The organism is Halomonas sp. A020, from assembly GCF_027943625.1.
Taxonomy (GTDB): domain Bacteria; phylum Pseudomonadota; class Gammaproteobacteria; order Pseudomonadales; family Halomonadaceae; genus Vreelandella; species Vreelandella piezotolerans.
In genome coordinates, this window is record NZ_AP022850.1 from 2062702 (window position 1) to 2086901 (window position 24200).

Annotated in this window: 20 protein-coding genes and 3 tRNA genes; 20 read left to right on the plus strand and 3 right to left on the minus strand. The window is 59.1% G+C overall.

Annotated elements, in window-relative coordinates; genetic code table 11:
* The first annotated feature begins 48 nt into the window (after positions 1-48).
* The 6 genes from alaS (at position 49) to FRH_RS09580 (ending at position 4865) form a co-directional block, all read left to right on the plus strand.
* Positions 49-2658 (plus strand): alanine--tRNA ligase, encoded by a 2610-nt coding sequence (gene alaS / locus FRH_RS09555; RefSeq protein WP_139525141.1) that lies wholly within the window; start codon positions 49-51, stop codon positions 2656-2658.
* A 106-nt stretch (positions 2659-2764) separates the two neighbouring features.
* Positions 2765-4015: an aspartate kinase gene (locus tag FRH_RS09560; protein WP_139525142.1), complete on the plus strand. Its 1251-nt coding sequence runs from the start codon at positions 2765-2767 to the stop codon at positions 4013-4015.
* 192 nt (positions 4016-4207) lie between these two features.
* The gene (gene csrA / locus FRH_RS09565; protein WP_039180068.1) at positions 4208-4396 is read left to right on the plus strand and encodes a carbon storage regulator CsrA; all 189 of its coding nucleotides are present in this window, start codon (positions 4208-4210) and stop codon (positions 4394-4396) included.
* Positions 4397-4520: 124 nt separating this feature from the next.
* Positions 4521-4613 (plus strand) — tRNA-Ser (locus tag FRH_RS09570).
* A gap of 30 nt (positions 4614-4643) precedes the next feature.
* A tRNA-Arg gene (locus FRH_RS09575) sits at positions 4644-4720 on the plus strand.
* A 68-nt stretch (positions 4721-4788) separates the two neighbouring features.
* Positions 4789-4865, plus strand: a tRNA-Arg gene (locus tag FRH_RS09580).
* A 189-nt stretch (positions 4866-5054) separates the two neighbouring features.
* Here the strand turns inward: FRH_RS09580 and FRH_RS09585 are convergent.
* On the minus strand, positions 5055-6059 hold the full coding sequence (locus tag FRH_RS09585; RefSeq protein WP_244992984.1) for a tRNA-dihydrouridine synthase family protein: 1005 nt from the start codon (positions 6057-6059) through the stop codon (positions 5055-5057).
* A gap of 127 nt (positions 6060-6186) precedes the next feature.
* Between FRH_RS09585 and FRH_RS09590 the strand changes: the two genes are divergently transcribed.
* The 3 genes from FRH_RS09590 (at position 6187) to FRH_RS09600 (ending at position 9677) form a co-directional block, all read left to right on the plus strand.
* Positions 6187-6444 (plus strand): OadG family transporter subunit, encoded by a 258-nt coding sequence (locus FRH_RS09590; protein WP_139525143.1) that lies wholly within the window; start codon positions 6187-6189, stop codon positions 6442-6444.
* Between the two features lie 92 nt (positions 6445-6536).
* On the plus strand, positions 6537-8342 hold the full coding sequence (gene oadA, locus FRH_RS09595; RefSeq protein ID WP_139525144.1) for a sodium-extruding oxaloacetate decarboxylase subunit alpha: 1806 nt from the start codon (positions 6537-6539) through the stop codon (positions 8340-8342).
* Between the two features lie 12 nt (positions 8343-8354).
* Positions 8355-9677, plus strand: coding sequence for a sodium ion-translocating decarboxylase subunit beta (locus FRH_RS09600; protein WP_139525145.1), 1323 nt, complete (start codon positions 8355-8357; stop codon positions 9675-9677).
* 68 nt (positions 9678-9745) lie between these two features.
* Here FRH_RS09600 and FRH_RS09605 read toward each other — a convergent pair whose 3' ends face one another.
* A complete protein-coding gene (locus tag FRH_RS09605) occupies positions 9746-10363 on the minus strand; it encodes a YigZ family protein (protein ID WP_281996775.1) in 618 nt (205 codons plus the stop codon).
* A 29-nt stretch (positions 10364-10392) separates the two neighbouring features.
* Positions 10393-10863, minus strand: coding sequence for a S24 family peptidase (locus tag FRH_RS09610; RefSeq protein ID WP_239295886.1), 471 nt, complete (start codon positions 10861-10863; stop codon positions 10393-10395).
* Positions 10864-11120: 257 nt separating this feature from the next.
* Between FRH_RS09610 and ccmA the strand changes: the two genes are divergently transcribed.
* The 11 genes from ccmA to zipA all read left to right on the plus strand — a co-directional run bounded on the left by ccmA (position 11121) and on the right by zipA (position 24146).
* The gene (gene ccmA / locus FRH_RS09615) at positions 11121-11741 is read left to right on the plus strand and encodes a cytochrome c biogenesis heme-transporting ATPase CcmA (protein WP_239295887.1); all 621 of its coding nucleotides are present in this window, start codon (positions 11121-11123) and stop codon (positions 11739-11741) included.
* Positions 11742-11796: 55 nt separating this feature from the next.
* Positions 11797-12489 (plus strand): heme exporter protein CcmB, encoded by a 693-nt coding sequence (gene ccmB, locus FRH_RS09620; protein ID WP_176558205.1) that lies wholly within the window; start codon positions 11797-11799, stop codon positions 12487-12489.
* Between the two features lie 14 nt (positions 12490-12503).
* The gene (locus tag FRH_RS09625) at positions 12504-13244 is read left to right on the plus strand and encodes a heme ABC transporter permease (protein ID WP_139525149.1); all 741 of its coding nucleotides are present in this window, start codon (positions 12504-12506) and stop codon (positions 13242-13244) included.
* Positions 13244-13492: a heme exporter protein CcmD gene (gene ccmD, locus FRH_RS09630; RefSeq protein WP_139525150.1), complete on the plus strand. Its 249-nt coding sequence runs from the start codon at positions 13244-13246 to the stop codon at positions 13490-13492. Before FRH_RS09625 ends, ccmD begins: the two co-directional genes overlap by 1 nt.
* Positions 13482-13991, plus strand: a complete 510-nt coding sequence (ccmE, locus tag FRH_RS09635) for a cytochrome c maturation protein CcmE (RefSeq protein WP_139525151.1) — start codon at positions 13482-13484, stop codon at positions 13989-13991. Before ccmD ends, ccmE begins: the two co-directional genes overlap by 11 nt.
* Before the next feature lie 50 nt (positions 13992-14041).
* A complete protein-coding gene (locus tag FRH_RS09640) occupies positions 14042-16048 on the plus strand; it encodes a heme lyase CcmF/NrfE family subunit (RefSeq protein ID WP_139525152.1) in 2007 nt (668 codons plus the stop codon).
* Positions 16045-16572 carry a DsbE family thiol:disulfide interchange protein gene (locus FRH_RS09645; protein WP_139525153.1) on the plus strand — a complete coding sequence of 176 codons (528 nt, stop codon included), beginning with the start codon at positions 16045-16047 and terminating at the stop codon, positions 16570-16572. The genes FRH_RS09640 and FRH_RS09645 overlap by 4 nt, the downstream gene beginning before the upstream one ends.
* Entirely contained in the window at positions 16563-17033 is a 471-nt protein-coding gene (locus tag FRH_RS09650; RefSeq protein ID WP_139525154.1) for a cytochrome c-type biogenesis protein, read from the plus strand. Before FRH_RS09645 ends, FRH_RS09650 begins: the two co-directional genes overlap by 10 nt.
* Positions 17030-18271 (plus strand): c-type cytochrome biogenesis protein CcmI, encoded by a 1242-nt coding sequence (gene ccmI / locus FRH_RS09655; RefSeq protein WP_139525155.1) that lies wholly within the window; start codon positions 17030-17032, stop codon positions 18269-18271. The genes FRH_RS09650 and ccmI overlap by 4 nt, the downstream gene beginning before the upstream one ends.
* A 33-nt stretch (positions 18272-18304) precedes the next feature.
* On the plus strand, positions 18305-21805 hold the full coding sequence (smc, locus tag FRH_RS09660; RefSeq protein ID WP_281996776.1) for a chromosome segregation protein SMC: 3501 nt from the start codon (positions 18305-18307) through the stop codon (positions 21803-21805).
* Between the two features lie 589 nt (positions 21806-22394).
* Positions 22395-24146, plus strand: a complete 1752-nt coding sequence (gene zipA, locus FRH_RS09665; protein WP_219862964.1) for a cell division protein ZipA — start codon at positions 22395-22397, stop codon at positions 24144-24146.
* Positions 24147-24200 lie beyond the last annotated feature (54 nt).

Consider the following 24200-nt stretch of genomic DNA (forward strand, 5'->3'; position numbering starts at 1 on the left):
GCGGCGACAGCGCCCTGGGGCATCACGCTTTCTTGTTACGGATACCCTATGAAAAGCGCAGAGATCAGACAGGCCTTCCTATCGTTTTTTGAAGAGCACGGCCACACGGCAGTGCCGTCTAGCTCGCTGGTGCCGGGCAACGACCCGACGCTGCTGTTCACCAATGCGGGCATGGTGCCTTTCAAAGATGTGTTTTTGGGTCGTGACCCTCGCCCCTACGTGCGTGCCACCTCTGCTCAGCGCTGTGTGCGTGCCGGCGGCAAACACAATGACTTGGACAACGTAGGTTACACTGCGCGCCACCACACCTTCTTCGAGATGCTGGGCAACTTCAGCTTTGGTGATTACTTCAAGCGTGACGCCATTCGCTTTGCCTGGACATTCCTGACCGAAACCCTGGGGTTACCCAAAGAGAAACTCTGGGTCACCGTACATATCAGCGACGACGAAGCCGAGCGCATCTGGAAAGATGAGATCGGTATCGACCCCGAGCGTTTCTCCAAGCTGGACGAGGACAACTTCTGGCAAATGGGCGACACCGGTCCCTGTGGCCCCAGCTCAGAGATTTTCTTCGATCACGGCCCGGAGGTGTGGGGTGGCCCGCCTGGAAGTCCTGAAGAGGATGGTGATCGCTACATCGAGATCTGGAACCTCGTCTTCATGCAGTTCGAGCGCGATGCCCAAGGCACCCTCAACCCACTGCCGAAGCCCTCTATCGATACCGGCATGGGGCTGGAGCGTGTAGCGGCTGTCATGCAGGGCGTGCACTCCAACTACGAAATCGATCTGTTCCAGAATTTGCTCAAGGCGGCAGCAGACGCCACGGGACATGGCGATACCACCACGCCCTCGCTACGCGTCATCGCCGACCACATTCGCTCCTGCGCCTTCTTGATCGTCGATGGCGTGCTACCTTCCAACGAAGGTCGTGGCTATGTACTGCGCCGGATCATTCGTCGGGCGATTCGTCATGGCCACAAGCTGGGCGCGTCCGAGCCGTTCTTCCATAAGTTGGTGAGCGCTCTGGATGACGAAATGGGTGATGCCTACCCCGAGCTGCGCGATGCCAGCGAGCAGATCGCCCGCGTACTGCTGAAAGAGGAAGAGCAGTTTGCGCGGACGCTGGATCACGGTATGGGCTTGCTGAACGCGGCGCTCGAAGAGCTGCAAGGTGACGTGCTGCCCGGCGAAACCGTGTTCAAACTCTACGACACCTACGGCTTCCCGTTCGATTTGACTGCTGACGTGTGCCGAGAGCGTGAGGTGACACTGGATGAAGCCGGTTTCCAGCGTGAACTCGAAGCTCAACGCGAACGCGCTCGTGCCGCCAGCCAGTTTGGCGCGGATTACACGGTCTCTATCGAACTGGACGGCGAAACCCAGTTTACCGGCTACGAGCGGCTGGAAGACCAAGCCACCGTAACCGCCATCGTAGACAGCGAAGGCAACGCGCTGGCGGCTTTGGAAGCCGGTCAAAAAGGCACCGTAGTGCTCGATCGTACGCCATTCTATGGGGAGTCCGGCGGACAGGTGGGCGATACTGGCTACTTGCACGTCGATGGTGGTCGTTTTCAGGTGAACGATACCCAGAAGCAGAGTGGCCACCACCTTCACCAGGGGGTAATGGTCGAAGGGAGTCTGAGTGTCGGCGCCAACGTGCGCGGTGAAGTCGATGCCAGTCTGCGTGGCGCGACCATTCGTAACCACTCCGCGACCCACCTGCTGCACAAAGCACTGCGAATGGTGTTGGGGGATCACGTGCAGCAGAAGGGCTCGTTGGTCAACGCAGAGCGTCTGCGTTTTGACTTTAGCCACTTCGAACCGATGACCGCAGAGCAGCTTGCTGAGGTCGAGCGCATCGTCAACGAGCAAATCTTGGCCAACGCGCCGACCAAAATCGAGCAGATGAGCCTCGCCGATGCCAAGGCCAAAGGCGCGGCAGCACTGTTCGAAGCCAAATACGCTGATAACGTGCGCGTATTGACCATCGGTGCCGATGACTTCTCCATCGAGCTTTGCGGCGGTACCCATGTCAAGCGCAGTGGCGACATTGGCTGCTGCCACGTCGTCAGCGAAGTGGGCATTGCTTCTGGTGTTCGCCGTATCGAAGCGATCACCGGTGAAAACGCCTTGGCCTACTTCCGCGAACAGGAAGCGCGCGTGCAGCGCCTGGGCGAGCGTCTGAAAACCAAGCCTGAACAGGTGGAAGCCCGTGTCGAATCGCTGGTGGAGCGCAACCGCAGCCTGGAAAAAGAGCTCGAGCAGCTCAAAGCGAAGCTGGCGAGCGCGGCGGGCAGTGACATGCTCAGCCAAGTGCAAGATGTAGGCGGCGTGAAGCTGCTGGTCACCGAACTAGAAGGGGTCTCCGGTAAAGACCTGCGCGGCGTGCTGGATCAGTTGAAGAACAAGCTGGGCTCTGGCGTCATCCTGCTAGGCACGGCCGACAAAGCGGCTGGCAAGGTCAGTCTGATTGCCGGGGTGACCGGCGACTTGACCGATCGGGTCAAGGCGGGCGAGCTGGTCAACCATGTGGCTTCCCAGGTAGGCGGTAAAGGGGGCGGTCGCCCTGACATGGCACAGGCAGGCGGCAGTCAGCCAGAGGCGCTACCGGGCGCGTTGAACAGTGTCCCGGCTTGGTTGGAAAACACGCTTCGCTAAATAGAGAGGCCGGTGGCATTATTTGCTACCGGCCTTTTTGCTAGTTAGGAAAGTTGGCAACAATAATATTCACCCTCCATTCCCGAACGTAAAGGAAAAACGGCATATGGCACTATACGTACAGAAGTTCGGCGGCACCTCGGTGGGCTCTGTCGACCGTATCAAGGCCGTGGCGGAAAAAGTGAAAGGCTTTCGCGACCAGGGACACCAGGTCGTGGTCGTCGTTTCCGCGATGAGCGGCGAAACGAACCGCCTGACCGAGATGGCCCATGCGCTGAACGAAGAGCCCGCACCGCGTGAGATGGACATGCTGCTCTCCACCGGTGAGCAAGTCACTATCTCCTTGCTGGCCATGGCGTTACAGCAAATTGGCGTTCCGGCGACCTCGCACACCGGTGCACAGGTAGGGATCTTGACCGACAGCGCCTACACCAAAGCGCGTATCCAGCGCATCGAAACCGACGACCTGAAATCTGATCTGGACGAAGGTAAGGTCGTGGTCGTGGCCGGTTTCCAAGGCGTCGACGAAGACGGCAACATTACTACCTTGGGTCGTGGCGGCTCGGACACCACCGGCGTGGCCCTGGCAGCGGCTCTGGGCGCTGATGAGTGCCAAATCTATACCGATGTGGACGGTGTCTACACCACCGACCCGCGCGTCTGCTCCAAAGCGCAGCGCCTGGAGAGCATCACCGTCGAAGAGATGCTCGAGCTTGCCAGTTTGGGCTCTAAAGTACTGCAAATTCGTGCTGTTGAATTCGCTGGTAAGTACAACGTACCGCTGCGGGTACTGTCGAGTTTCGAAGACGGCCCGGGCACCCTGATTGTCGCTGACTCTGACCAAGACGAGGATTCTATGGAAGAACCGCTAATCTCCGGTATCGCGTTTACCAAGAACGAAGCCAAACTGACGCTACTGAACACGCCAGACGTTCCGGGCGTAGCATCGCGCATTTTGGGTCCGATTGCCGACGCCAACATCGAAGTCGATATGATCGTTCAAAATGTGGCGCCAGCGGGGGACTACACCGACTTCACCTTTACCGTGGCGAAGGGTGACTACAAGGCCACCAAAAAGCTGTTAGAAGAGACCGTTATTCCTGACCTGGGTGGCGGCGAACTGCGTGGCGACGACAACATCGCCAAAGTTTCTCTGGTGGGCGTTGGTATGCGCTCTCATGCCGGTGTCGCCTCTAAAATGTTCCGCGTATTGGCCGATGAAAACGTCAATATCCGTATGGTCTCCACGTCCGAAATCAAGATTTCTGTCGTGATTGACGAAAAACATATGGAACTTGCGGTCAATGCCTTACACAAAGCATTTGGCCTTGATAAATCCGATATCGAATCTGAATAACAATTGTGTCCTAAACCTTCTACGCTGAAAGTACTTGCTGCCCTGTGGTGGTGAGCTTTCTTTCAACGGGAGGTTAAGGTGTCATAGGGGCCAAAGCCATTGGTGGCAGGGGTCACCATGTCGCATAATGGCATGGTGACGCCACTGGCGGACACATCCCGTTGTATAAAACGTCTGAGAAGGAGATCAGCCATGCTCATCCTAACCCGCCGCGTTGGCGAAACGCTGATGATTGGTGATGAAATCACCGTCACAGTGTTAGGTGTGAAAGGTAATCAAGTACGCATTGGTGTAAACGCACCGAAAGATGTCGCGGTTCACCGCGAAGAGATCTACCAGCGTATTCAGCGTGAACGTAATAGCGAAAGCGAAGCAGAGTAAATGGCCGCCTGTGTCACGCTCAATAGAGGGCGTTTAAGCGGTAATATCAGGTCGGCGCGAAAAAAATCGGAATAGGACTGGACACCAGTCATCATAATCGGTAACATTCGCGCCGTGCTGTTGAGGAGAGGTGGCCGAGTGGCTGAAGGCGCTCCCCTGCTAAGGGAGTATAGGGTTTATAGCCCTATCGAGGGTTCGAATCCCTCTCTCTCCGCCAACCGCATCTAGTAACATCGCAATTGGATAGGCGCCCGTAGCTCAGCTGGATAGAGTACCTGACTACGAATCAGGTGGTCGGAGGTTCGAATCCTCCCGGGCGCGCCAAGTTGCAAAGGTAAGTGTTTGATGTTACAGTGTTTTCATTGTTTGACGAGTTCGACAATGACTGAAAAGCGCCCGTAGCTCAGCTGGATAGAGTACCTGACTACGAATCAGGTGGTCGGAGGTTCGAATCCTCCCGGGCGCGCCAGATTCCAAAACCCGCTCTCATAGGAGAGCGGGTTTTCTGTTTTCTAGCCTGACTATCGTGGCTCGCGCGGTAGTCTTGCGATCGTGTAAAGCGCCCCCGCATCCTTGCGGAAGGGCGCTTTTTTTTGGCCCGTAAAACGCCAGGGGAAGAGTGTCGGGTAGCGAAAGCTGGCGATGGTCCTTGATGGCCTTAGGCGGGTTCGCAGGCGTTGAGCGCGCTCGTGCTAGGGGTAAGGCTGCCCAGAAGTGTGTCCAAGTCGGTCAGGCGCTTCAAGCGTTGAAAATGCTGGTTGGCTTCGGCGTTGCCCTGACGCATCTGGGCAAGCCACTGCTTCACCAGGGAGACCACCACGCGGTCAGGAAGATGTTGGCGCTGCAGCGCGGCGTACTCTTGCAGCACGCTGGCGCGCATTGTCCAAGTGGTGTCCGCCAAGCGTTCGCCGGTTTGCTGCCAGTGGCGAATGCGAGGGGCCAGCCAGGGGTCGGCGAGGGCGCTGCGTCCTAGCATGACGTCGCAGCAGCCCGAGAGCGTGCGCGCTTTCCAGTAATCCTCGAGTGTCCAGATATCGCCATTGGCCACCACGGGGATGGAAACGTGGCGGCGCACTTTGCCGATCCACTCCCAGTGAGCGGGAGGGCGGTATCCCTCGTCTCGCGTCCGCCCGTGGACGACCAGTCGCGCCGCGCCGCCCGACTCGGTGGCCTGCGCACACGCCACCGCCAAGCGCCGATTGGCAAACCCCAGGCGAATTTTTGCCGTCACCGGTATCTCTCCGTCTAACGCCTCGGCCACCGCTTTCACGGCGCGGTAGACGCGCTCGGGCTGGCGCAACAGCGACGCGCCGCCATCGTGGCGGTTGACGAGCTTGGCCGGGCAGCCAAAATTGAGATCGATACTGATGGCGCCCAGCGCCAGCGCTTGGCGGGCATTCTCCGCCAAAGCCTGTGGGTCGGCGCCTAGCAACTGCAGGTGCACCGGCACGCCGCTGGGCGTGGCGACGGGGCGTTGCTGTAATTCGGGGCAGTGTTTATAAAACACACGTGGGGGGAGGCGCGTGTCGACGACGCGGACGAACTCGGTGACCGACCAGTCAAAGCCGGCCTGCCGAGTGAGTAGGTCTCGAGTGAGCGCATCGATGACGCCCTCCATCGGTGCGAGACCGATCTTACCTTTATGTAGTAAATTAACAACCATGACTTCCACTATGGCGCGATTGCATTCTATCCTGGATGTGGCAGGTTAGTGTATTACCCTTATTGCGCCAAGCGCCGTTGGAGGCGTTTGGTGTGCCAATAACCCTGTAAAATAAGGAGAGCACGCTATGCAAGGGTCGGAGTTGCTCCAAGAGGGGCTTGCTCTAATGGGCCTGGGTATGGGCTTTGTTTTTGTTTTTCTTACTATTTTGGTCATAAGTGTCACGCTGATGTCGAAGCTGATCGACCGTTATCAGCCTGCCCCTGTGGCGGCGCCAGCGGACCGAAAAAGTGGAAAAACACCCGCCAAACACGGCCAAAACGACGAAGTCGTCGCGGTGATTAGTGCTGCGGTGCATCGTTATCGTTCGTCTCGCCGCCAGTAAGCGGCACGTGCCAGCGTGTCCATTTCGCTCCTGATGCATTTTTTTTGTTAAATTTACTACAAATTCATAACGCCAAACTGTGAGCCATGACCATGAATGAAATAAAACGTCCTCTGGGAATCACCGATGTGGTGCTGCGCGATGCGCATCAATCCCTGTTTGCCACGCGCTTGCGCTTGGACGACATGCTGCCCATTGCCGAAAAGTTGGATAAAGTCGGGTACTGGTCGCTGGAAACCTGGGGCGGTGCCACCTTCGATGCGTGTATCCGTTACTTAGGGGAAGACCCGTGGGAGCGTATTCGCGCCCTTAAAGAGGCGATGCCCAACACGCCCCAGGCGATGCTGCTGCGCGGCCAAAACCTGCTGGGCTACCGCCACTACGCTGACGATGTTGTCGATAAGTTTGTTGAGCGCGCCAAGACCAATGGTGTCGATGTGTTCCGCGTATTTGATGCCATGAACGACCCGCGCAATTTAGAGCGCGCTATTAAGGCAGTGCGTCAGGTGGGCGGCCATGCGCAGGGTACCATTTCTTACACGGTGAGCCCGGTACATACCCTGGATAGCTGGGTAGATCTTGCCAAGACCATTGCCGCAATGGGGGCAGATTCGCTGGCTATCAAGGATATGGCGGGGCTGCTCACGCCGTACACGGCGTATGACTTGGTCACGCGTCTTAAAAAAGAGCTCTCCATTCCCGTCCACTTGCACTGTCACGCGACGACCGGCTTATCGACCTCGACCATTTTGAAAGCGGTCGAGGCAGGGGTCGATAACGTCGATACCGCCATCTCCTCCATGTCGATGACCTACGGCCACAGCCCGACGGAGTCCGTGGTGGCCATGTTGAAAGATACCGACCGCGACACCGGCTTGGACCTGGAGCTGCTGGAAGACATCGCTGGCTACTTTCGCGAAGTGCGTAAAAAATACGCCGCCTTCGAAGGCTCGCTGCGCGGTATCGATTCGCGCATTTTGGTGGCCCAGGTGCCCGGCGGCATGCTCACCAACATGGAGAGCCAGTTGAAAGAGCAGGGCGCTGGCGACAAGCTGGATGACGTACTGAGTGAAATCCCCCGCGTTCGTGAAGACCTCGGGTTCATTCCGCTGGTGACCCCTACGTCACAAATCGTGGGCACCCAAGCGGTCATGAACGTCATGATGGGCGAGCGCTACAAGTCGATCTCCAAAGAGGTGCAGGCGCTGCTGAAAGGGGAGTACGGCGCTGCTCCGGCACCCTTCAATGCCGAATTGCAAAAGCGTGTGCTGGAGGGTGGCGAGCCAATTACCTGCCGCCCGGCAGACAACCTCTCCCCGGAAATGGACAAGCTTGCCGCCGAGCTGAAAGAGAAAGCTAGCGCCGAGGGCATTCGCCTTGCCGAGGGCGAGCGGGAAGTGGATGACGTGCTGACCTATGCGCTGTTCCCGCAGATTGGTTTGAAATTCCTCAAGAACCGCGACAACAAAGACGCTTTCGAGCCTGCGCCCCAAGCCGCTCAAGCGTCGACACCGGCCAAAGCAGACGCCGCTCCTGCCGCCGCACCGAGCGCTGGCGGTGGCCCGGAAACCTATACCGTGAAGCTCAACGGCAAGGCGTACGTGGTCGAGGTGTCAGAGGGTGGCGAGATCGGCAATATTGAGGAGCAGCCCGCCGCACAGCCTGAGGCTGACACCCCTGCGTCTAGCGGTGTCAGCATCGACGCACCGCTGGCGGGTAACATCTTCAAAGTGAACGTGCGTCCAGGTGATCAAGTGGCCGAAGGCGACGTCGTGATCATTCTCGAAGCCATGAAGATGGAAACCGAAGTGCGTGCCAGCAGCGCCGGTACGGTATCGAAAGTCAACGTCAATGAAGGCGATAGCGTTGCCGTTGGCGATGCGCTGATCGAGCTTTAAGGGCCTCTCGGAATGGATAAACTAATCACTTTATGGGAAGGCTCCGGGCTTTATAACCTAGAGCTTGGCCAAGCGGTGATGATCCTTGTAGGGCTTGGCTTGCTCTACTTGGCGATTCACAAGAAGTTCGAGCCGTTGCTGCTCGTGCCGATTGGGTTTGGTGGCATTCTCGCCAACATTCCCGAGGCGGGCCTTGCGATTTCGGCGCTGGATCAAGCGATCGAAGTCGCCAAGCCCGCCGTGCTTCAGCAAATGGCTACCGCGCTGGGAGCCACACTCGACCCCTTGGCCGGTGTCGAGGGCTGGCGCGACACCCTCAAGGCAATTGCCCACGACTCGGCGGCGCCGGATCAACTGCGCGCCGCGAAAGATATTGCGGTGAGCGTCGGCTACAGCGACGGCATGCTTTATAACTTCTACAAGGTAGCCATTGGCTCTGGTATCGCGCCGCTACTGATCTTCATGGGCGTAGGGGCGATGACCGATTTTGGCCCGCTGCTGGCCAATCCGCGTACGCTGTTTTTAGGGGCGGCGGCGCAGTTCGGTATCTTTGCCACGTTGTTTGGGGCGGTGCTGCTGACCTCCATGGGCATCATGGATTTCTCGCTCAATCAGGCGGCAGCGATTGGTATTATCGGCGGGGCAGATGGCCCGACGTCGATCTACGTCTCCAGCGTGCTGGCACCTGAGTTACTAGGGGCGATTGCCGTCGCGGCGTATGCTTACATGGCCCTGGTGCCATTGATCCAACCGCCGATCATGCGCCTTCTGACCACTGAAAAAGAGCGCAAGATCACCATGACGCAGCTGCGTCCGGTCTCCAAGCTCGAAAAAGTGGTCTTCCCTCTGATGCTGTTGATTGCCGTGGCGCTGTTTCTGCCGGATGCAGCACCACTACTGGGCATGTTCTGTTTCGGTAACCTGATGCGCGAGTGTGGCGTAGTGGAGCGTCTTTCCGATACGGCGCAAAATGCGCTGATCAATATCGTGACGATCATTCTCGGCCTGTCGGTGGGGTCTAAGCTAATGGCCGATAGCTTCCTAGCGTTCGAAACCCTAGGGATTCTGGGGCTGGGAATCGTGGCCTTCGGCATTGGGACTGCTGCCGGGGTGTTGATGGCCAAGCTAATGAACGTGGTTAGCAAAATGCCCATCAACCCGTTGATTGGGGCGGCAGGGGTGTCTGCCGTGCCGATGGCCGCGCGCGTGGCGAATAAAGTTGGACTGGAAGCGAACCCGCACAACTTCCTGCTGATGCACGCTATGGGGCCCAACGTGGCCGGGGTGATCGGCTCGGCGGTCGCCGCCGGTGTGATGATCAAGTACCTAGGCTAATCGGCCGTTAGAGCGCTGCCTATCTGAAACGTGGCTTATCGAGCAGGGCTCGTGTAAGCCGCGTTTTTTCATGCCCGCCGCGGTTCGACGGCGGTTTTGAGGCGGTTTTCTAGGCCGCTGATATCCAACTCCACATCCCGCGGCCAGCCAATGGTCAGGCGCACGCCGTCGCCATCGTAGTCTGCCTGCTGCACGGGCAGCGCCTGCTCGTCGCACCATGCGCGCGCTTGCGCTTCGTGGGCGAAGCTGACCTTCAACCGATAGCTGTCCCGCTCGATGACTTCCCGGGTGGGCAGCGTTTCCAAGCCGGCTTTGACGGCCTGAGCATAGGCGCGGGCCAGCCCGCCAGTGCCTAACTTGGTGCCGCCAAAGTAGCGAATCACCACGCAACCGATTTCGCCGATCTGGCTGCCTTGAAGTGCCTGGAACATGGGGCGTCCGGCGGTGCCGCCCGGTTCGCCATCATCAGAAAAGCCAATATGGGTTTGCTCGCCAGGAGGGCCAGCAATGAAGGCCGTACAGTGATGGCTGGCGTTTGGGTGAGCAGCTTTGGCCGCTTGAAGCAGCGTATCGAAAGCGTCAGGGGTGGGGGCATGGCACAGCCAAGCCAAAAATTGGCTTTTCTCGACGTCGATGTCGGCGGTGTGCCATGTACCAAGGGCTAAATCAGGGACTCGAAAACGCAACGAGGGCTCCCGGCAGGGTGGGTGACCAATTAGTGATGCTGGGTTTCCGTGGTGTGTTGGGCCACGCCCATTACCATGCCCAGCACCTGAATGTCACAATTATGCAGGAATAGGTCCGGTATGGCTGCATCTTCCGGCCATAAATGGATACCCAAGCGGCTAATGGAGAGCTGCTTAAGCGTCACTTCGCGCTGGTTGATCGTCGCAACGGCGGTCTCTTGATGGGCGTCGTGCTGGTGACGGTGAATGATGATGACATCGCCGTCGAAGAGGTTGCAGTCGCGCATGCGGTCGCCGCGAATACGCAGGGCGTAGGTGTTGCGACGTGTGACGCGAGGGGGTGTGCACGCTTGACGCGCATGTGATGAGGCGCTGCGAGACGCTAGTGGGGTAGGCGTCGATGGCGCTACCGGTTGAGACAGCGTCTGAGAGGGTACGTAAGAAGGAACCTGAGACGTTACCCTAGAGGGTAGGCAGATCGTCATAGTGTGTTCTCCCATGCAGCGCCCGTTGTCGAGGCGTTTGATTGAGGCAATACCTGTTGTTTTATTCTGTGGTGTCTATTCATACAGTGTTTACAGTATAAGCCTGTTTTTGCATACAGTGCTAGTCCTGTCTTTTGCAGGACGCCTCCATGAGGTGCTTAAGAAAGCATTGGTTTGGGGCACGCTGCGACCCAAGACCGCAGAGCCCGACTGGCGGGGAAGGGCCTTTCCGTGTAGAGTTCGACCCAAAATCAATGCGCCTGGAGTGTCTTTTGAGCCTGTGCCTGCAAGCCCGACAATTGGCCTGTGAACGCGACGACCGTTGGCTGTTTGAAGGGCTCGATCTCGATATCCAATCGGGTGAGATCGTGCGCATCGAGGGCCCAAACGGCAGCGGCAAAACGACGCTGCTAAAAATACTCTCAGGGCAATTAACCGATTACCGTGGCGAGCTTTTCTGGAATGGCGCGCCCATGCGCCAAGCCCGTGAACATTTTCTCGCCAATTTGCTCTATTTAGGTCATGCCCCCGGTGTGAAGGCGGGTCTCTCGCCGCTGGAGAATTTAGCTTGGTATCAAGCGCTTAGCGGAGAAGTGGGCAGCGAGCCTGCACGGGAGGCAGCGCTGGCCGCCGTTGGGCTTACCGGTTTCGAGGACGTGCCTGCCGGTCAGCTGTCTGCCGGGCAACAGCGGCGTGTGGCGCTGGCGCGTTTGACCCTCACTCAGCGTGCGCTGTGGGTGCTCGACGAGCCTTTCACTGCCATCGATCGTCAAGGGGTGGCGGCGCTGGAGGCGCAGCTGGTGGCCCATGCGCAGTCTGGCGGCTGTGTGTTGGTGACCACGCACCATGCGCTGGCCGAGTCACCCGTGCTCAGGCGTATTCAGCTGGGGTAAGAAGGAGACAGCGTTGCAACGTTCACACGCTCCATTGAGCCCCCCCGAGGTGGCCATGCATGCCCCCCAGGGCGGTCTGCTGGTGGCCATCAAGGCCACGCTCAAGCGCGACCTCACCCTGATGCTGCGCCGTCGTGGCGAGGTGCTCAATCCGCTGGTGTTCTTTGCACTGGTGATTACCCTATTCCCCATTGGGATTTCACCGGATCCAGCGCTGCTGGCAAGCATTGCGCCGGGGCTGTTATGGGTAGCTGCGCTGCTAGCCGCACTGCTCTCGCTGGATAGCCTGTTTCGCAGTGACTATGACGATGGCAGCCTCGAGCAATTACTACTGGCTCCCCAGCCGCTGGCGGCGCTGGGGTTGGCAAAAGTGGCGGTGCATTGGCTGCTGACCGGGCTGCCACTGGCGCTCATGGCGCCACTCTTGGGCATCATGCTGTCGCTTCCCGCAGGAAGCTACGCCGTGCTGTCGCTGTCGTTGGCGCTCGGTACGGCCAGCTTGAGTCTGATTGGCGCCATCGGGGCGGCATTGACGGTGGGGCTGGCGCGGGGCGGTGTGCTGCTCTCGCTGCTGGTGCTGCCGCTCTATATTCCAGTACTGATTTTCGGCGCAGGTGCCGTACAAGCCGCTATTTTTGGCGATGGAATGGCCGCTCATCTGGCGATTCTAGGGGCACTGCTGGCGCTAGCACTGATGCTGGCACCCTGGGCCATTGCGGCATCACTGCGCATCAGCATCAACGGTTAGAGGACGGGAACACCATGTGGGCCTTTATCAACAAACTAAGATCACCCAAATGGTTCTATGCCATTAGCGCCAAACTGCAGCCGCTTTTTTGGGTAGCGGCGACGCTGTTGCTGCTGGTCGGCACCGTTTGGGGGCTCGTCTTTGCGCCTGCGGATTATCAGCAGGGTAATAGCTTTCGCATCATTTATGTCCACGTTCCCGCCGCGTTTCTAGCCCAGTCCATTTTCGTCTCCATGGCCGTCTCTGGGCTTGTGTTCATGGTCTGGAAAATCAAAGTGGCGGATATGGCTGCTACCGTGATGGCCCCGCTGGGCGCCGCGATGACATTCGTGGCCCTTTTTTCGGGCGCAGTATGGGGCGTACCGACCTGGGGAACCTGGTGGATGTGGGACGCACGTCTTACGTCCATGCTGATACTGCTGTTTCTTTATCTGGGCGTGATTGCGCTGCGTGGCGCCTTTAGCAGCCGCGATAGCGGCTCTCGTGCTGCGTCGGTGCTGGCTATGGTCGGTGTCATCAATATTCCGATCATCAAATACTCCGTGGATTGGTGGTACACGCTGCACCAGCCCGCCACCTTTACGATTACCGGCCGCGCTGCCATGACCATGGATATGTGGGCGCCGCTGCTCATCATGGTGTTGGGCTTTTACAGTTTTTTCATTGCGCTCACGCTGATGCGCACGCGTAGCGAAATTCTGCGTCGTGAAGCCAACAAGCGCTGGGTGCGCGAGCTTGCCGAGGAGACGAACTAATGGCCTTTTCCTCGCTGAACGAATTTTTTGCCATGGGCGGTCACGCGGTTTACGTGTGGGCTGCCTGGGGAGTCACTGCGCTATTGATGCTGGTCATCGTGTGGCATGCCCGCCAGGAGCGCCGCCAGCTACTTCACGCGGTCAAGCGCCGGGTGCGTCGAGAAAACGCCCAGCGCCAGTCATCGTATGCGCAGTCTTTGCAAGAGCCAGTTACCTCTGCTCAGAAGGACGTTCACCATGACGCCTAAACGTAAACAGAAACTGTTTGTCATCTTGGGACTGCTGTCGCTCACCGCTATTGCGGTGGGGCTCACCCTGTATGCGCTGCGCGCCAACATCAACCTCTTTTTCAGCCCGGTACAAATTGCTCAGGGCGATGCCCCCATGGAGCGCCAAATTCGCGCGGGCGGCATGGTCAAAGAGGGCTCGGTCTCCCGCGACCCGGAAAGTCTGGACGTCGAGTTCGTGGTGACCGACTACGTGGACGATCTAGAAGTGTACTACAGCGGTATTCTGCCGGACCTGTTCCGTGAAGGGCAGGGCGTGGTGGTGGTTGGCGAACTGCAGGCCGATGGCCGACTCTACGCCGATAAGGTGCTGGCACGCCACGATGAAAACTACATGCCGCCCGAAGTGGCGCAGGCATTGGAAGAAGCAGGCTACTCCCCGGCAGACTTTCAAGCGAAAGCCGCCAAAGTGGGCAAGCGCCTAGAGCAGGAAGGCTCCCCAGAAGGAAGCGACTATTAACGGCTGCACGCACGCTGTGCGATAAAGCCTGATGCTAATTCGGAGCACCCATGTTGATTAAGATCATTCCTGAAATCGGCCACTTTGCCCTGGTCATCGCGCTACTCATGGCGGTGGTTCAGGCGGTGATGCCGCTTGCCGGGGCTGCCACGCGTCGCCCGCTGTGGATGGCCTATGGTCGTCCCATGGCCATCGGCCAATTCCTGTTTGTAACCATTGCCTACCTCTGCTTGACCGCCAGCTACATGCTGGACGATTTCAGCGTGGCTAATGTCGCTAACAACTCCAACTCCCTGCTGCCCTGGTACTACAAATTCAGCGCCGTGTGGGGTAACCATGAAGGCTCGGTGCTGCTATGGAGCTTGATGCTGGCGGGTTGGGGATTCGCGGCATCGGTCTTCTCGGGCGACTTGCCCCGCGACATGGTGGCCAGGGTGCAGGGCATTATGGGCATGGTGTGTGTGGGCTTCTTGCTCTTCATTTTGATGACCTCCAACCCCTTCGAGCGCTTGCTGCCGAACATGCCGCAAGATGGCGCCGACTTGAATCCGCTGCTACAGGACTTTGGCCTGATCGTGCACCCGCCGATGCTCTATATGGGTTACGTAGGTTTCTCGGTAGTGTTTGCCTTCGCCATCGCTGCGCTGTTGGGCGGGCGCCTGGACGCTGCCTGGACCCGCTGGGCACGGCCCTGGACCAACGTGGCCTGGGCATTTTTGACGGTCGGGATCGCGCTAGGTAGCTGGTGGGCCTATTACGAACTGGGTTGGGGCGGCTGGTGGTTCTGGGATCCAGTAGAGAACGCCTCGCTGCTGCCTTGGCTTACCGGCACGGCACTGGTGCACTCGCTGGCGGTGACCGAAAAGCGCGGCTCGTTCAAGAGTTGGACGGTGTTGTTGGCGATCTCGACGTTCTCGCTATCGCTGATGGGCACCTTCCTGGTGCGCTCGGGGGTACTGACGTCGGTTCACGCCTTTGCCAACGATCCCTCGCGTGGCTTCTTCATCCTGATGCTGCTGGCGATCACCGTCACGCTATCGCTGCTGGTGTTTGCCCTACGCGCCCCGCGGGTGAGCCATAAAGTGGGGTTCAACTGGCTTTCGCGGGACTCCCTGCTGCTGATCAACAACATCCTGCTGGTCATCATGACCGTCACGGTGCTGCTGGGCACCGTATACCCGCTGATTCTGGACTCTTTGGGGCTGGGTAAAATCAGCGTAGGTCCCCCTTACTTCAATGCACTATTCGTACCACTCACCGTGGTGATGTGTGTCTTCATGGGGCTGGGTCCAGTGGCGCGCTGGAAAAGCATGAGTGGCCGTGAGCTATGGCGTAAGCTGGGATTAGCCGCCGCTGTGGCTCTCGTGTTAGGCATTATCCTGCCGTTGATCTATGGCGGCGAATGGAATTTGTGGGTGTCATTGGGAATCGTGTCGGCGCTATGGATCGTGCTGCCCATGGTGCGCGACCTCTTCGACAAGACCCGTCACGCCAGCTCGATGTTGGCGGGGTTGCGTAAGCTTTCGCTCTCTTACTGGGGCATGGTGCTGGGCCACGTGGGCATCGCGGTGACCATTCTAGGCGTTGCCGTGGTCTCGAACTACAACATCGAACGCAACGTGCGCATGTCGCCGGGCACCACCGTGGAAGTGGCGGGCTATCAGTTCACCATGACGGAACTCACCAACCGTCGTGGCCCCAACTTCCTGGCCGATACTTCGATCATTCAGGTACAGCGCGGGGACGAGGGACGCAGCTTCGTGATGCGCCCCGAGAAGCGCCTTTACCTCGCCACCGGCATGCCCATGACCCAAGTTGCGCTGCGCCCTGGTTTGTTCCGCGACCTCTATGTCGCCATGGGCGAAGACTTGGGCGATGGCAGCTACGCCATGCGCGTCCAGTACAAACCGTTCGTGCGCTGGCTGTGGCTGGGTGGCCTCCTCATGGCCTTTGGCGGCGTTCTAGCCGTTGTGGATAAACGCTATCGTCGTGCCGCGAGTCGCCAGACAGCTCCCGCCCGGACGGATCGTTCGTCGTCTCAGGAGGCTATGGTATGACACGACGCCTGCTGCTTTTACTCCTGCCGATTGGCTTTCTCGGTATCGCGCTGTTTCTGTACCAAGGGTTGGGGCGCGATCCGTCGCAGCGTGACTCTGCGCTGATGGCACGTGAGTTTCCCGTATTCGAAGCCACCACGCTACGCGATGCTGATCGCCAAGTGGATCAAACGCTGATGATGGGGGAGGTCACGCTGGTCAATGTCTGGGGTGAGTGGTGCCCTGCATGTAAGCAGGAGATGCCCCAGCTTTTAGAGCTCGCCGATCACGGCATTCGTATGGTGGGCATCAACTACCGGGACACCCGTGAAAAGGGGCTAGAGTTTTTGAGCGAGTTCGGTGACCCGTTCGAGGTCAACGTGTTCGACCCCGAGGGCAGCCTGGGTTTCGACCTCGGTGTTTATGGCGCGCCTGAGACGTTTTTGGTGGATGCCGCAGGCGTGATCCGATACCACCATAAAGGCTACGTGTCACCTGAAGACGTTCGTGAGCGCATCCTGCCGGAGGTAGAAAAATGGCGTTAATGCGTTGGGTGTTCGCCGTGATGTTGCTGGTACTGTCGAGTAGTGTCGTGGCGGCCGGCATCGAGATTCGCGAATTCGATGATCCGGTCATGGAGCAGCGCTATCGCGATCTGACGTCTTCGATGCGCTGCCCGCTGTGTGAAAATCAGGCCATCGACGACTCGGATGCGCCGATCTCCGGTGACATGCGCGAGCGGGTCTATCAGCTGCTTCAAGATGGTCAGTCCGATATCGAAATCATCAATCACATGGTGCAGCGTTTTGGGGAGTACATCCTCTACAACCCGCGCCTGGAAAACCGCACCTACCTGCTGTGGGGGCTGCCCATCGGTCTGTTCGTCCTCGGCACGCTCGTGGTCGTACTGATGGTGCGTGCTCGACGGAATGCGTCTGCGAAAGCGTTGAGCGCCGAAGAGCGCGCCCGCTTGGATGCTCTGATCAACCGCGAGAGGTCTTCATGACACCGCTCTGGATAGCGATTGCACTACTGTTATTGCCTGCGCTATGGCTGCTGATTGCCCCCATGCGCGGTGCCCGCGTTCTGCGCGACCAGCTAGATCACTTTGAAGCCAACGATACGTCTGCTGAGCAGAACGTGGCGATTTTCCAGCGGCGCATGGCGTCCCTGGAAGCGGCACGCGAGCGTGGCGACATCGACGACGCTCGTTTTAATGAAGATCGCCTAGAGCTAGAGCGCAGCCTGCTGGAAGACACCGCCACTCAGGCCAAGCGGCCGCTGAAAGCTGCGAGCGCTGGACGGCTGGTGGTGCCGCTGGTCATGGTGGCCGTGGTCGGGGCGAGCACGTTTTGGTACCAGCAAAACGGCGCGGAAGGTGACCTGACGCTGTACGCTATCCAGCAGGAGGTCAGAAACGATCCGGAAGGCTCGCTGATGATGTTCCTGGAGAGGATGGAAGCCGAAGCGGAGCGCCAGCCCCACAATCCCAACGTGTGGAGTTCGCTGTTTCCACTCTACCGGGATACCGGTCAGCCTGACAAAGCGGTCGATGCGCTGGAGCGCTTGATCGCCATCGAAGGGCGCATTCCGCCGCTGCTCGCTCAGTTGGCGCAGCTCCGCTTCTTCATGGCCGAGCGGGAGTTAACGCCCGAGGTACAGGCGCTGGTCGATGAAACGCTTGAATTAGACCCCCGTCAGCCGACCGTGTTGGGGCTTCTGGGCATTCACGCCTTCGATAATGGTGATTATGAAACGGCCATCGACCGTTGGCGCCGTGCCGTTGCCAATATTTCAGACCCAGAGACGGCTGCTTCCCTACGTGATGGTATCCGTGTGGCCCAAGGGCGCATGGGCGTTGCACCGGAGTCACCTGCCGCCACTCAGGGCCAAGGCGTGCGGGTGAGCGTCTCGTTGGATGAGGCGCTGGCAGACCGTGTCAGCGACGATGCGACGGTGTTCATTACCGCGCGGGACATCGACGGCGAGCTGCCGCCGCTGGCGGTGACCCGCGCTCGGGTCTCTGAGCTGCCGATGACCGTGGTGCTGGACGACGCCGCTGCCATGTCGCCGCAAGCGCAAATCTCCCAGGTGCGTGAAGCGCGCCTGGTGGTGCGTGTCTCGGAATCTGGGCAGGCCACGCCGCAGCCTGGGGATCTGTTTGGCGACGTGGAGAGCGTCAGCGTCGGCCCCATTCGCGAAGACGATACCGCCAATGTCGTTATCAACCGTGTTTTTGAATAACCACCACGTAAGCTACCGCTGCTAAGGGTCGCAATGCGCTTAACCTCTATACGTCTCGTTGGGTTCAAGTCCTTTGTCGATCCGGTCACCGTGCCCTTCGATGGCAACATGACGGCCATCGTTGGGCCCAACGGCTGTGGTAAATCCAATATCATTGACGCCGTACGCTGGGTGATGGGGGAGTCCTCTGCCAAAACCCTGCGTGGCGAGTCGATGGCCGACGTCATTTTCAATGGTTCTACCGGGCGCAAGCCGGTCGGACAGGCGTCCATCGAGTTGAAGTTCGATAACCGTGAGGGCGGTATGGGCGGTTTGTACGCCCAGTACGCTGAAATTGCCGTCAAGCGCCTAGTCACCCGGGATGGCCAGTCCAACTACTTCTTCAACGGCCAGAAGTGTCGTCGCCGGGATATCGCCGACCTGTTCATGGGCACTGGTCTGGGTCCGCGCTCCTACGCCATCATCGGCCAGGGGATGATCTCGCGGTTGATCGAAGCGCGACCGGACGACCTGCGTGCCACCCTCGAAGAAGCCGCGGGGATCTCCAAGTACAAAGAGCGTCGTCGGGAAACCGAAAACCGCATGCGACGTACTCAGGAGAACCTGGAGCGCCTGGACGATATTCGCGAAGAGCTGGACAAGCAGCTCGAACGTCTCAAGCGCCAAGCGGAAGCCGCCAAGCGTTACCAAGAACTCAAGCAGCAGGAGTATCGCTTGAAAGGCGAGCTGGCGCTGCTGCGCGGCCGTACCCTGCGGGCCGAGCAGTCTCACCAAGAGAGCCGCGTGCGCGAGCTGGAAATTGCCGTCGAGAAAGACGTGTTTGGCGTTCGTCAGTGCGAAACCCGCCTGGAGCAAGCCCGCGAGCAGCATGATGAGCTGGCCGACGTGCTGGACCGCCACCAGCTGCAGTTTTATGAAACCACCACGCGCATTGCCCGCTTAGAGCAGGATCAAGCCCACCGCCGCAGCCGCGAAGCACAGCTGGCCAACGACATTGCCACCGCCCGTAGGGATCTCGACGAGCAGCGCCAGGTCAGCGAGGGCGACCAAGAGCGGCTCGCGGTGATCGACGAGCGCTTTGAAGAGTTGCTGCCCGAGCACGAAGCGCTGGAAGAGCAGCTCGAGATGCTCGAGCAAACCCTGGCCGACGCAACGCCTGCGTTAGAGGCCGCTGAACAGCAGTGGGCCGATGCCGAAAACCGTTGGCGCGAAGCCAGCCGTGACGCCGACCGTAGCCAAGATCAACTGCGCGATTTAGAGCAGCGCATTGCCCGTTTGCAGGCCGAGGGACAACGCCGCCGCCAGCAGCGCGACGAGCTGGCCGATATGACCGCGCTACAAAACGAGCACGCCGAATACCAAGCCCGCCTGGAAGAAGCCGACCAACGTGCCGACGCCTTCCAAGTGGAGCGTGAGCAGTGGCAGCAGCGCTATAGCGATGCCAAACGCGCCTATCAGCACGCCGTGGCCGAGCGCGATGCGCAGCGCGCTGCATTAAGCCAGCAGCAGGGCGAACTCGCCTCACTGCAGGCACTAATGGATGCCGCCTTAGCCGATCACGACCCCCAGCTAAGCGACACGCTGGCCGCTCATGGCCTCGCCGATGCGCCCCGCTTGGGTGAAGCCATCGCGGTTAGCCAAGGCTGGGAACGGGTCATTTCCTGGTTGCTCGCCCCCTGGCTCAACGCCCGCCTGGTAGCCGCTCATCAGCTAAACGCGCTGCCCGAAGCGCTGGCGACGGTGTGGTGCTTGATCGATCAAGCACCGCCTTCCACAGCCACGGCGGGCGCAGGCCATCGCCTCAGCGATTTGGTGAAAGGCGCGGGCGCGCTGACGGAGTGGTTGGCGAGTATTCACTACGTCGGTACTGCTGACGCGGCCGAAGCGTTGCTGCCTACGCTTGCTCCCGGTGAGAGTGTGGTCAGCCAAGACGGCGTATGGCGCGGGCGTGGCTGGCTGCATCAGCAATCCAATGGCGAAGGCGTCGATGCGCTACTGGTCACTCGTCGTCGCTTCGAGGAGCTGTCCACCGAGCGCGAACGAGCAGAAGCCGCGCTGGTCTTGCTAGATGAGCAGTGCGATGTCGCTAGTGAAACGATCGACACGTTGGAACTGACCCGTGAGCAGCAGGCGGAGCAGGAGCGCGACCATGCCGCTACCCGCCAACAGCTAGCGGTGCAGGAGCAGCGGCTTGCCCAGCGCCTGGAGCATTTATCCAGCCGCGCGACGGAGCTGAACGACGAGTTATCGCAACTGCAAGAGGACGAGGCGGAGTTAACGCTTACTTTAGAAGAGCAGCGCGCCCGTTGGCACACGGCCATGGAGCAGTTGGAGGAAGCCGCGCAAGCGCGAGAAACCAGCGCCGAGCAGCGCCAACGTCAGCGTGAGCAACGTGAGCAGCTCAACCAGCAGCATGCCCCGCTCAAGGCGCGTCAGCAGGCGTTGGCACTGGAGCGCGAGCGCTTAAAAGCCGAGCGTGAAAGCCTGCGCGCTCAGCAAGCCCGTTCAAGCGATACCGAAGAGCGCCTCTCGCTGCGTATTGCCGAGTTGGAAGAGTCTCGCGAAATGCTGGTCGAGCCCGATGAGCTGGCAACCGAAGAGCTCGAAGAGCTGCTGCACCAGCGCGAACAGCAGGAGCGGCGGCTCAACGAGACGCGCCAGCAGGCTCAAACCTTGGCCGAGCAGCTGCGCAACGACGAACTAGCCCGCCAGCAGCACGAGCGCAATTTGGAGCAGAGCCGCGAACAGCTACAGCAGCGCCGTATGGAGGTGCAGGCGCTGGCGCTCAAAGCCGCCACCCAAGACGAGCAGTTAGCGGAACTGGGGCACGATGCCGACGCGCTCGCCGCTACGCTGCCCAGCGATGCCAGTGAGCCAGCGTGGCAAGAGCGCTTGGAGAGCACCTCGGAAAAGATCCGCCGACTGGGGGCGATCAACCTCGCCGCGATCGAGGAGTACGACCAGCAGGCCGAGCGGCGTAATTACCTCGAAGCCCAGCATGCTGAGCTTTCCGAAGCGCTCGACACGCTGGAGCGGGCGATCAAACGGATCGACCAAGAAACCCGCGTGCGTTTCCGGGAAACGTTCGATCAGGTGAACAAAGGGTTGCAAACCCTCTTTCCTCGCGTATTTGGCGGTGGGGCGGCGTGGTTGACGCTCACCGGTGACGATTTATTGGAAACCGGCGTGGCCATCATGGCTCGCCCGCCGGGCAAGAAGAACAGCACCATACACTTGCTGTCAGGGGGCGAGAAAGCACTGACCGCGCTGTCGCTGGTGTTTGCCATCTTCCAGCTCAATCCAGCCCCGTTTTGTATGCTGGACGAAGTCGATGCGCCACTGGATGACGCCAACGTGGGCCGCTACGCCAAGCTCGTTAAAGAGATGTCGGAAAGCGTGCAGTTCATCTACATCACTCATAACAAGATCGCCATGGAAGCCGCCGAGCGCCTGATGGGGGTCACCATGCAAGAGCCAGGTGTCTCACGGCTGGTGTCCGTGGGGATCGATGAAGCGGCAGAACTGGTCGAGTAGGGGCATGGTTCGAGACGATATTGGGCGCGGCTTCCCAAGAGTTTCCTTATTTGCTCGTGTCATGTGCCGAGCGCTGCTGGTGAGCGTTTGATAATACCTAGCGTCAATCAGGTCGTTGAGCATTAAGTCTTTTAATAACAGTAGGTTGCTGACAATGAGCCTGGGCGGCTCGAGGTGGGAGTAGGCGCCCGCATGGAAGCGTTACTGTTACGTTAAGTCTGCCCAGCCTGCCGTCGAAAGCGCAAAGGATTAATAAGAAACTAGCGATAGTGAATAACATTCACTAGCATAACGTTTAAATAGAGTGATTGAAGCAGGTAGTGGCTTCCCCTTGCAGGGTGTGTTCAAACACTGTTTAAAGAGATGAAATAACGCGCTGGGCACTTTTGCTGGTTGATAAGGTCGAAAAATTCGCCTAAAAAACGCTCATAGCGGCGCAAACGTGTGAAAATCAGCAAAAGTTGGCTCTTTTCGTAGTAACCGCGCTATGCTTGGTGCTAAATATCGTTTTATAAGAAGGTTCCCATATTCTGGCGTAGTGTAAGCACTGCGCTTAGTAACCGGTTAGATGACCCATGGAATGCTCGACATGGAATTAAGAGAGTGGTTAATCATTCTAGGACTGGCTCTGGTTTCGCTGATCGTTGTTGACGGCGTGCGTAGGCTCCAGCGTCAGCGTCGTGTGCCCCGGCTAGACCAAGCGGTAAAAGATTTGCCTACCGCGAAGTTGGAAGAGTTAGACGACGAGGCGAAAGAAGCCGAGATCAATTGGGAGCTGCCCAACGGCGGTGCTCGGGTCGTCAAACCCGCCGACTATAGCGGGCTGGGACAAAAGCCCAAACTCAAACGCCAAGAGCACCCTGGCCCTTCCAAAGTGCTGTCGGATTTCCGTCGTTCGTTCAGTAAACCCTCTAGTAAAACCACGTCTCGTCCCGAGCCTGCTGCCCCCGGGCCTGCCGAACGGCACGCGGCAGCTCAAGAAGTGAAACCAGAGCTCCGTCGCGAGCCGAGTGTGTTTGCCAAAGACGACGCAGAGGTAACGGCACCCGCACCGTCTGTGGCTGTCGATGCAGAGCCGACCCAGCGAATGCCTGCGGCGACTCAGCCAACGCCTGAGGCAACCGCAACGCCTGACCCCGTCAAGGCCTCCAGCAGCGCACCTGCCATGAGCGCTTCGGCCGAAGAAGAGCCCGCTGTAACGGCATCGGCCGATGAGCTGCCAGCCACTCAGCCTGACATGCCTAAGATGGCCGAAGCGCCCACAGCGAAAGAAGCCGCGGACGATGAGCCGACACCGACTCCCGATCCTGAACCGGTACTGCGCGCTGAGCCAGAGGACGCCGTTTTTGCCAAGCACGCCGCTGATGCCCCCAAACGTCGGCAACTGCGTGATGAGACCGTTGGCGACCGTGAGCTGGACGACGACGAAATCGACGAGTACCGCTTGGTCGATTTCGAAGGTATTGGACGCTCGTTCAAACGCCGCATCATCGAGCGCCGTAAAGAGAGAGCGATCAAAAAGGCCGAGAAAGCCAAACGCGCCGAAGCATTAGCCAAGCAGAAGGCCGAGCGTAAAGCGCTAGAAGCCGAACAGCGCCGCGAAGCCAAGCAGGCTGCTGAAGCGGAAAAAGCACGTATCGCACAAGAGAAGGCTCAAGCCCGGGAGGCCGCTGCCTATGAAGCAGCCGCCCAACAGGAGGCCCCACAGTCGGCGCCTGTGTGGGATGAGTACGAGCACAGCGCACGACATTACGATGAGCATTACCAAGGCGTCGATGACGAGCTGGAAGCGACTTACGCTGCACAAGATAACGTGGTGCGCGCTCATCCCACCTTGGAAAAAGCGCTACGTCACGATGTGAACGGCGAGCACGCCAAAGAGACGTTGGCCAATGCCGACGAGATGGTGGTGATCAGCGTTCTTTCCCGTGACCCGGACGGGTTCGATGGCGGTAAGCTGCTCGAACTCATCATGGCATGCGGGCTGCGCTATAGCCGTACCATGGGCGTATTTCACCGTTTCGAAACGGAAAGCCCGGACAGCGAGCTGCAGTTCTCGATGGTTAACGTGCTCAAGCCCGGCACCTTTCCCATCGAAGAGATGGATGAGTTCGTGACTCCTGGTATTACCTTCCTAATGCCGCTACCCGGCGCGGTGGATAGCTCTGCCGCCTTCGAGGCGATGGTCGAGACCGCCATGGTCGTCGTTCGTCATATGGGCGGTGAATTGAAAGACGAAAACCGTAGCGTGATGACGGCACAAACCATCGAGTTTGCCCGTCAGCGGGTGCACGAATTCGAACGTCGTCACCGTTTGCATCGCCAACTGCAGGCGCGTTAACCGCCACACTACGCTGACACCCGCCTTCTTCTGGAAGGCGGGTGTTTTTGTTAC

What these genes read in the sequence shown, in the direction of transcription:
- alaS (WP_139525141.1), top strand. Translation starts at nt 49, where the DNA reads ATGAAAAGCGCAGAGATCAGACAGGCCTTCCTATCGTTTTTTGAAGAG.
- FRH_RS09560 (WP_139525142.1), top strand. Translation starts at nt 2,765, where the DNA reads ATGGCACTATACGTACAGAAGTTCGGCGGCACCTCGGTGGGCTCTGTC.
- csrA (WP_039180068.1), top strand. Translation starts at nt 4,208, where the DNA reads ATGCTCATCCTAACCCGCCGCGTTGGCGAAACGCTGATGATTGGTGAT.
- FRH_RS09585 (WP_244992984.1), bottom strand. Translation starts at nt 6,059, where the DNA reads ATGGTTGTTAATTTACTACATAAAGGTAAGATCGGTCTCGCACCGATG.
- FRH_RS09590 (WP_139525143.1), top strand. Translation starts at nt 6,187, where the DNA reads ATGCAAGGGTCGGAGTTGCTCCAAGAGGGGCTTGCTCTAATGGGCCTG.
- oadA (WP_139525144.1), top strand. Translation starts at nt 6,537, where the DNA reads ATGAATGAAATAAAACGTCCTCTGGGAATCACCGATGTGGTGCTGCGC.
- FRH_RS09600 (WP_139525145.1), top strand. Translation starts at nt 8,355, where the DNA reads ATGGATAAACTAATCACTTTATGGGAAGGCTCCGGGCTTTATAACCTA.
- FRH_RS09610 (WP_239295886.1), bottom strand. Translation starts at nt 10,863, where the DNA reads ATGGGAGAACACACTATGACGATCTGCCTACCCTCTAGGGTAACGTCT.
- ccmB (WP_176558205.1), top strand. Translation starts at nt 11,797, where the DNA reads ATGCATGCCCCCCAGGGCGGTCTGCTGGTGGCCATCAAGGCCACGCTC.
- FRH_RS09625 (WP_139525149.1), top strand. Translation starts at nt 12,504, where the DNA reads ATGTGGGCCTTTATCAACAAACTAAGATCACCCAAATGGTTCTATGCC.
- ccmD (WP_139525150.1), top strand. Translation starts at nt 13,244, where the DNA reads ATGGCCTTTTCCTCGCTGAACGAATTTTTTGCCATGGGCGGTCACGCG.
- ccmE (WP_139525151.1), top strand. Translation starts at nt 13,482, where the DNA reads ATGACGCCTAAACGTAAACAGAAACTGTTTGTCATCTTGGGACTGCTG.
- FRH_RS09640 (WP_139525152.1), top strand. Translation starts at nt 14,042, where the DNA reads ATGTTGATTAAGATCATTCCTGAAATCGGCCACTTTGCCCTGGTCATC.
- FRH_RS09645 (WP_139525153.1), top strand. Translation starts at nt 16,045, where the DNA reads ATGACACGACGCCTGCTGCTTTTACTCCTGCCGATTGGCTTTCTCGGT.
- FRH_RS09650 (WP_139525154.1), top strand. Translation starts at nt 16,563, where the DNA reads ATGGCGTTAATGCGTTGGGTGTTCGCCGTGATGTTGCTGGTACTGTCG.
- ccmI (WP_139525155.1), top strand. Translation starts at nt 17,030, where the DNA reads ATGACACCGCTCTGGATAGCGATTGCACTACTGTTATTGCCTGCGCTA.
- smc (WP_281996776.1), top strand. Translation starts at nt 18,305, where the DNA reads ATGCGCTTAACCTCTATACGTCTCGTTGGGTTCAAGTCCTTTGTCGAT.
- zipA (WP_219862964.1), top strand. Translation starts at nt 22,395, where the DNA reads ATGGAATTAAGAGAGTGGTTAATCATTCTAGGACTGGCTCTGGTTTCG.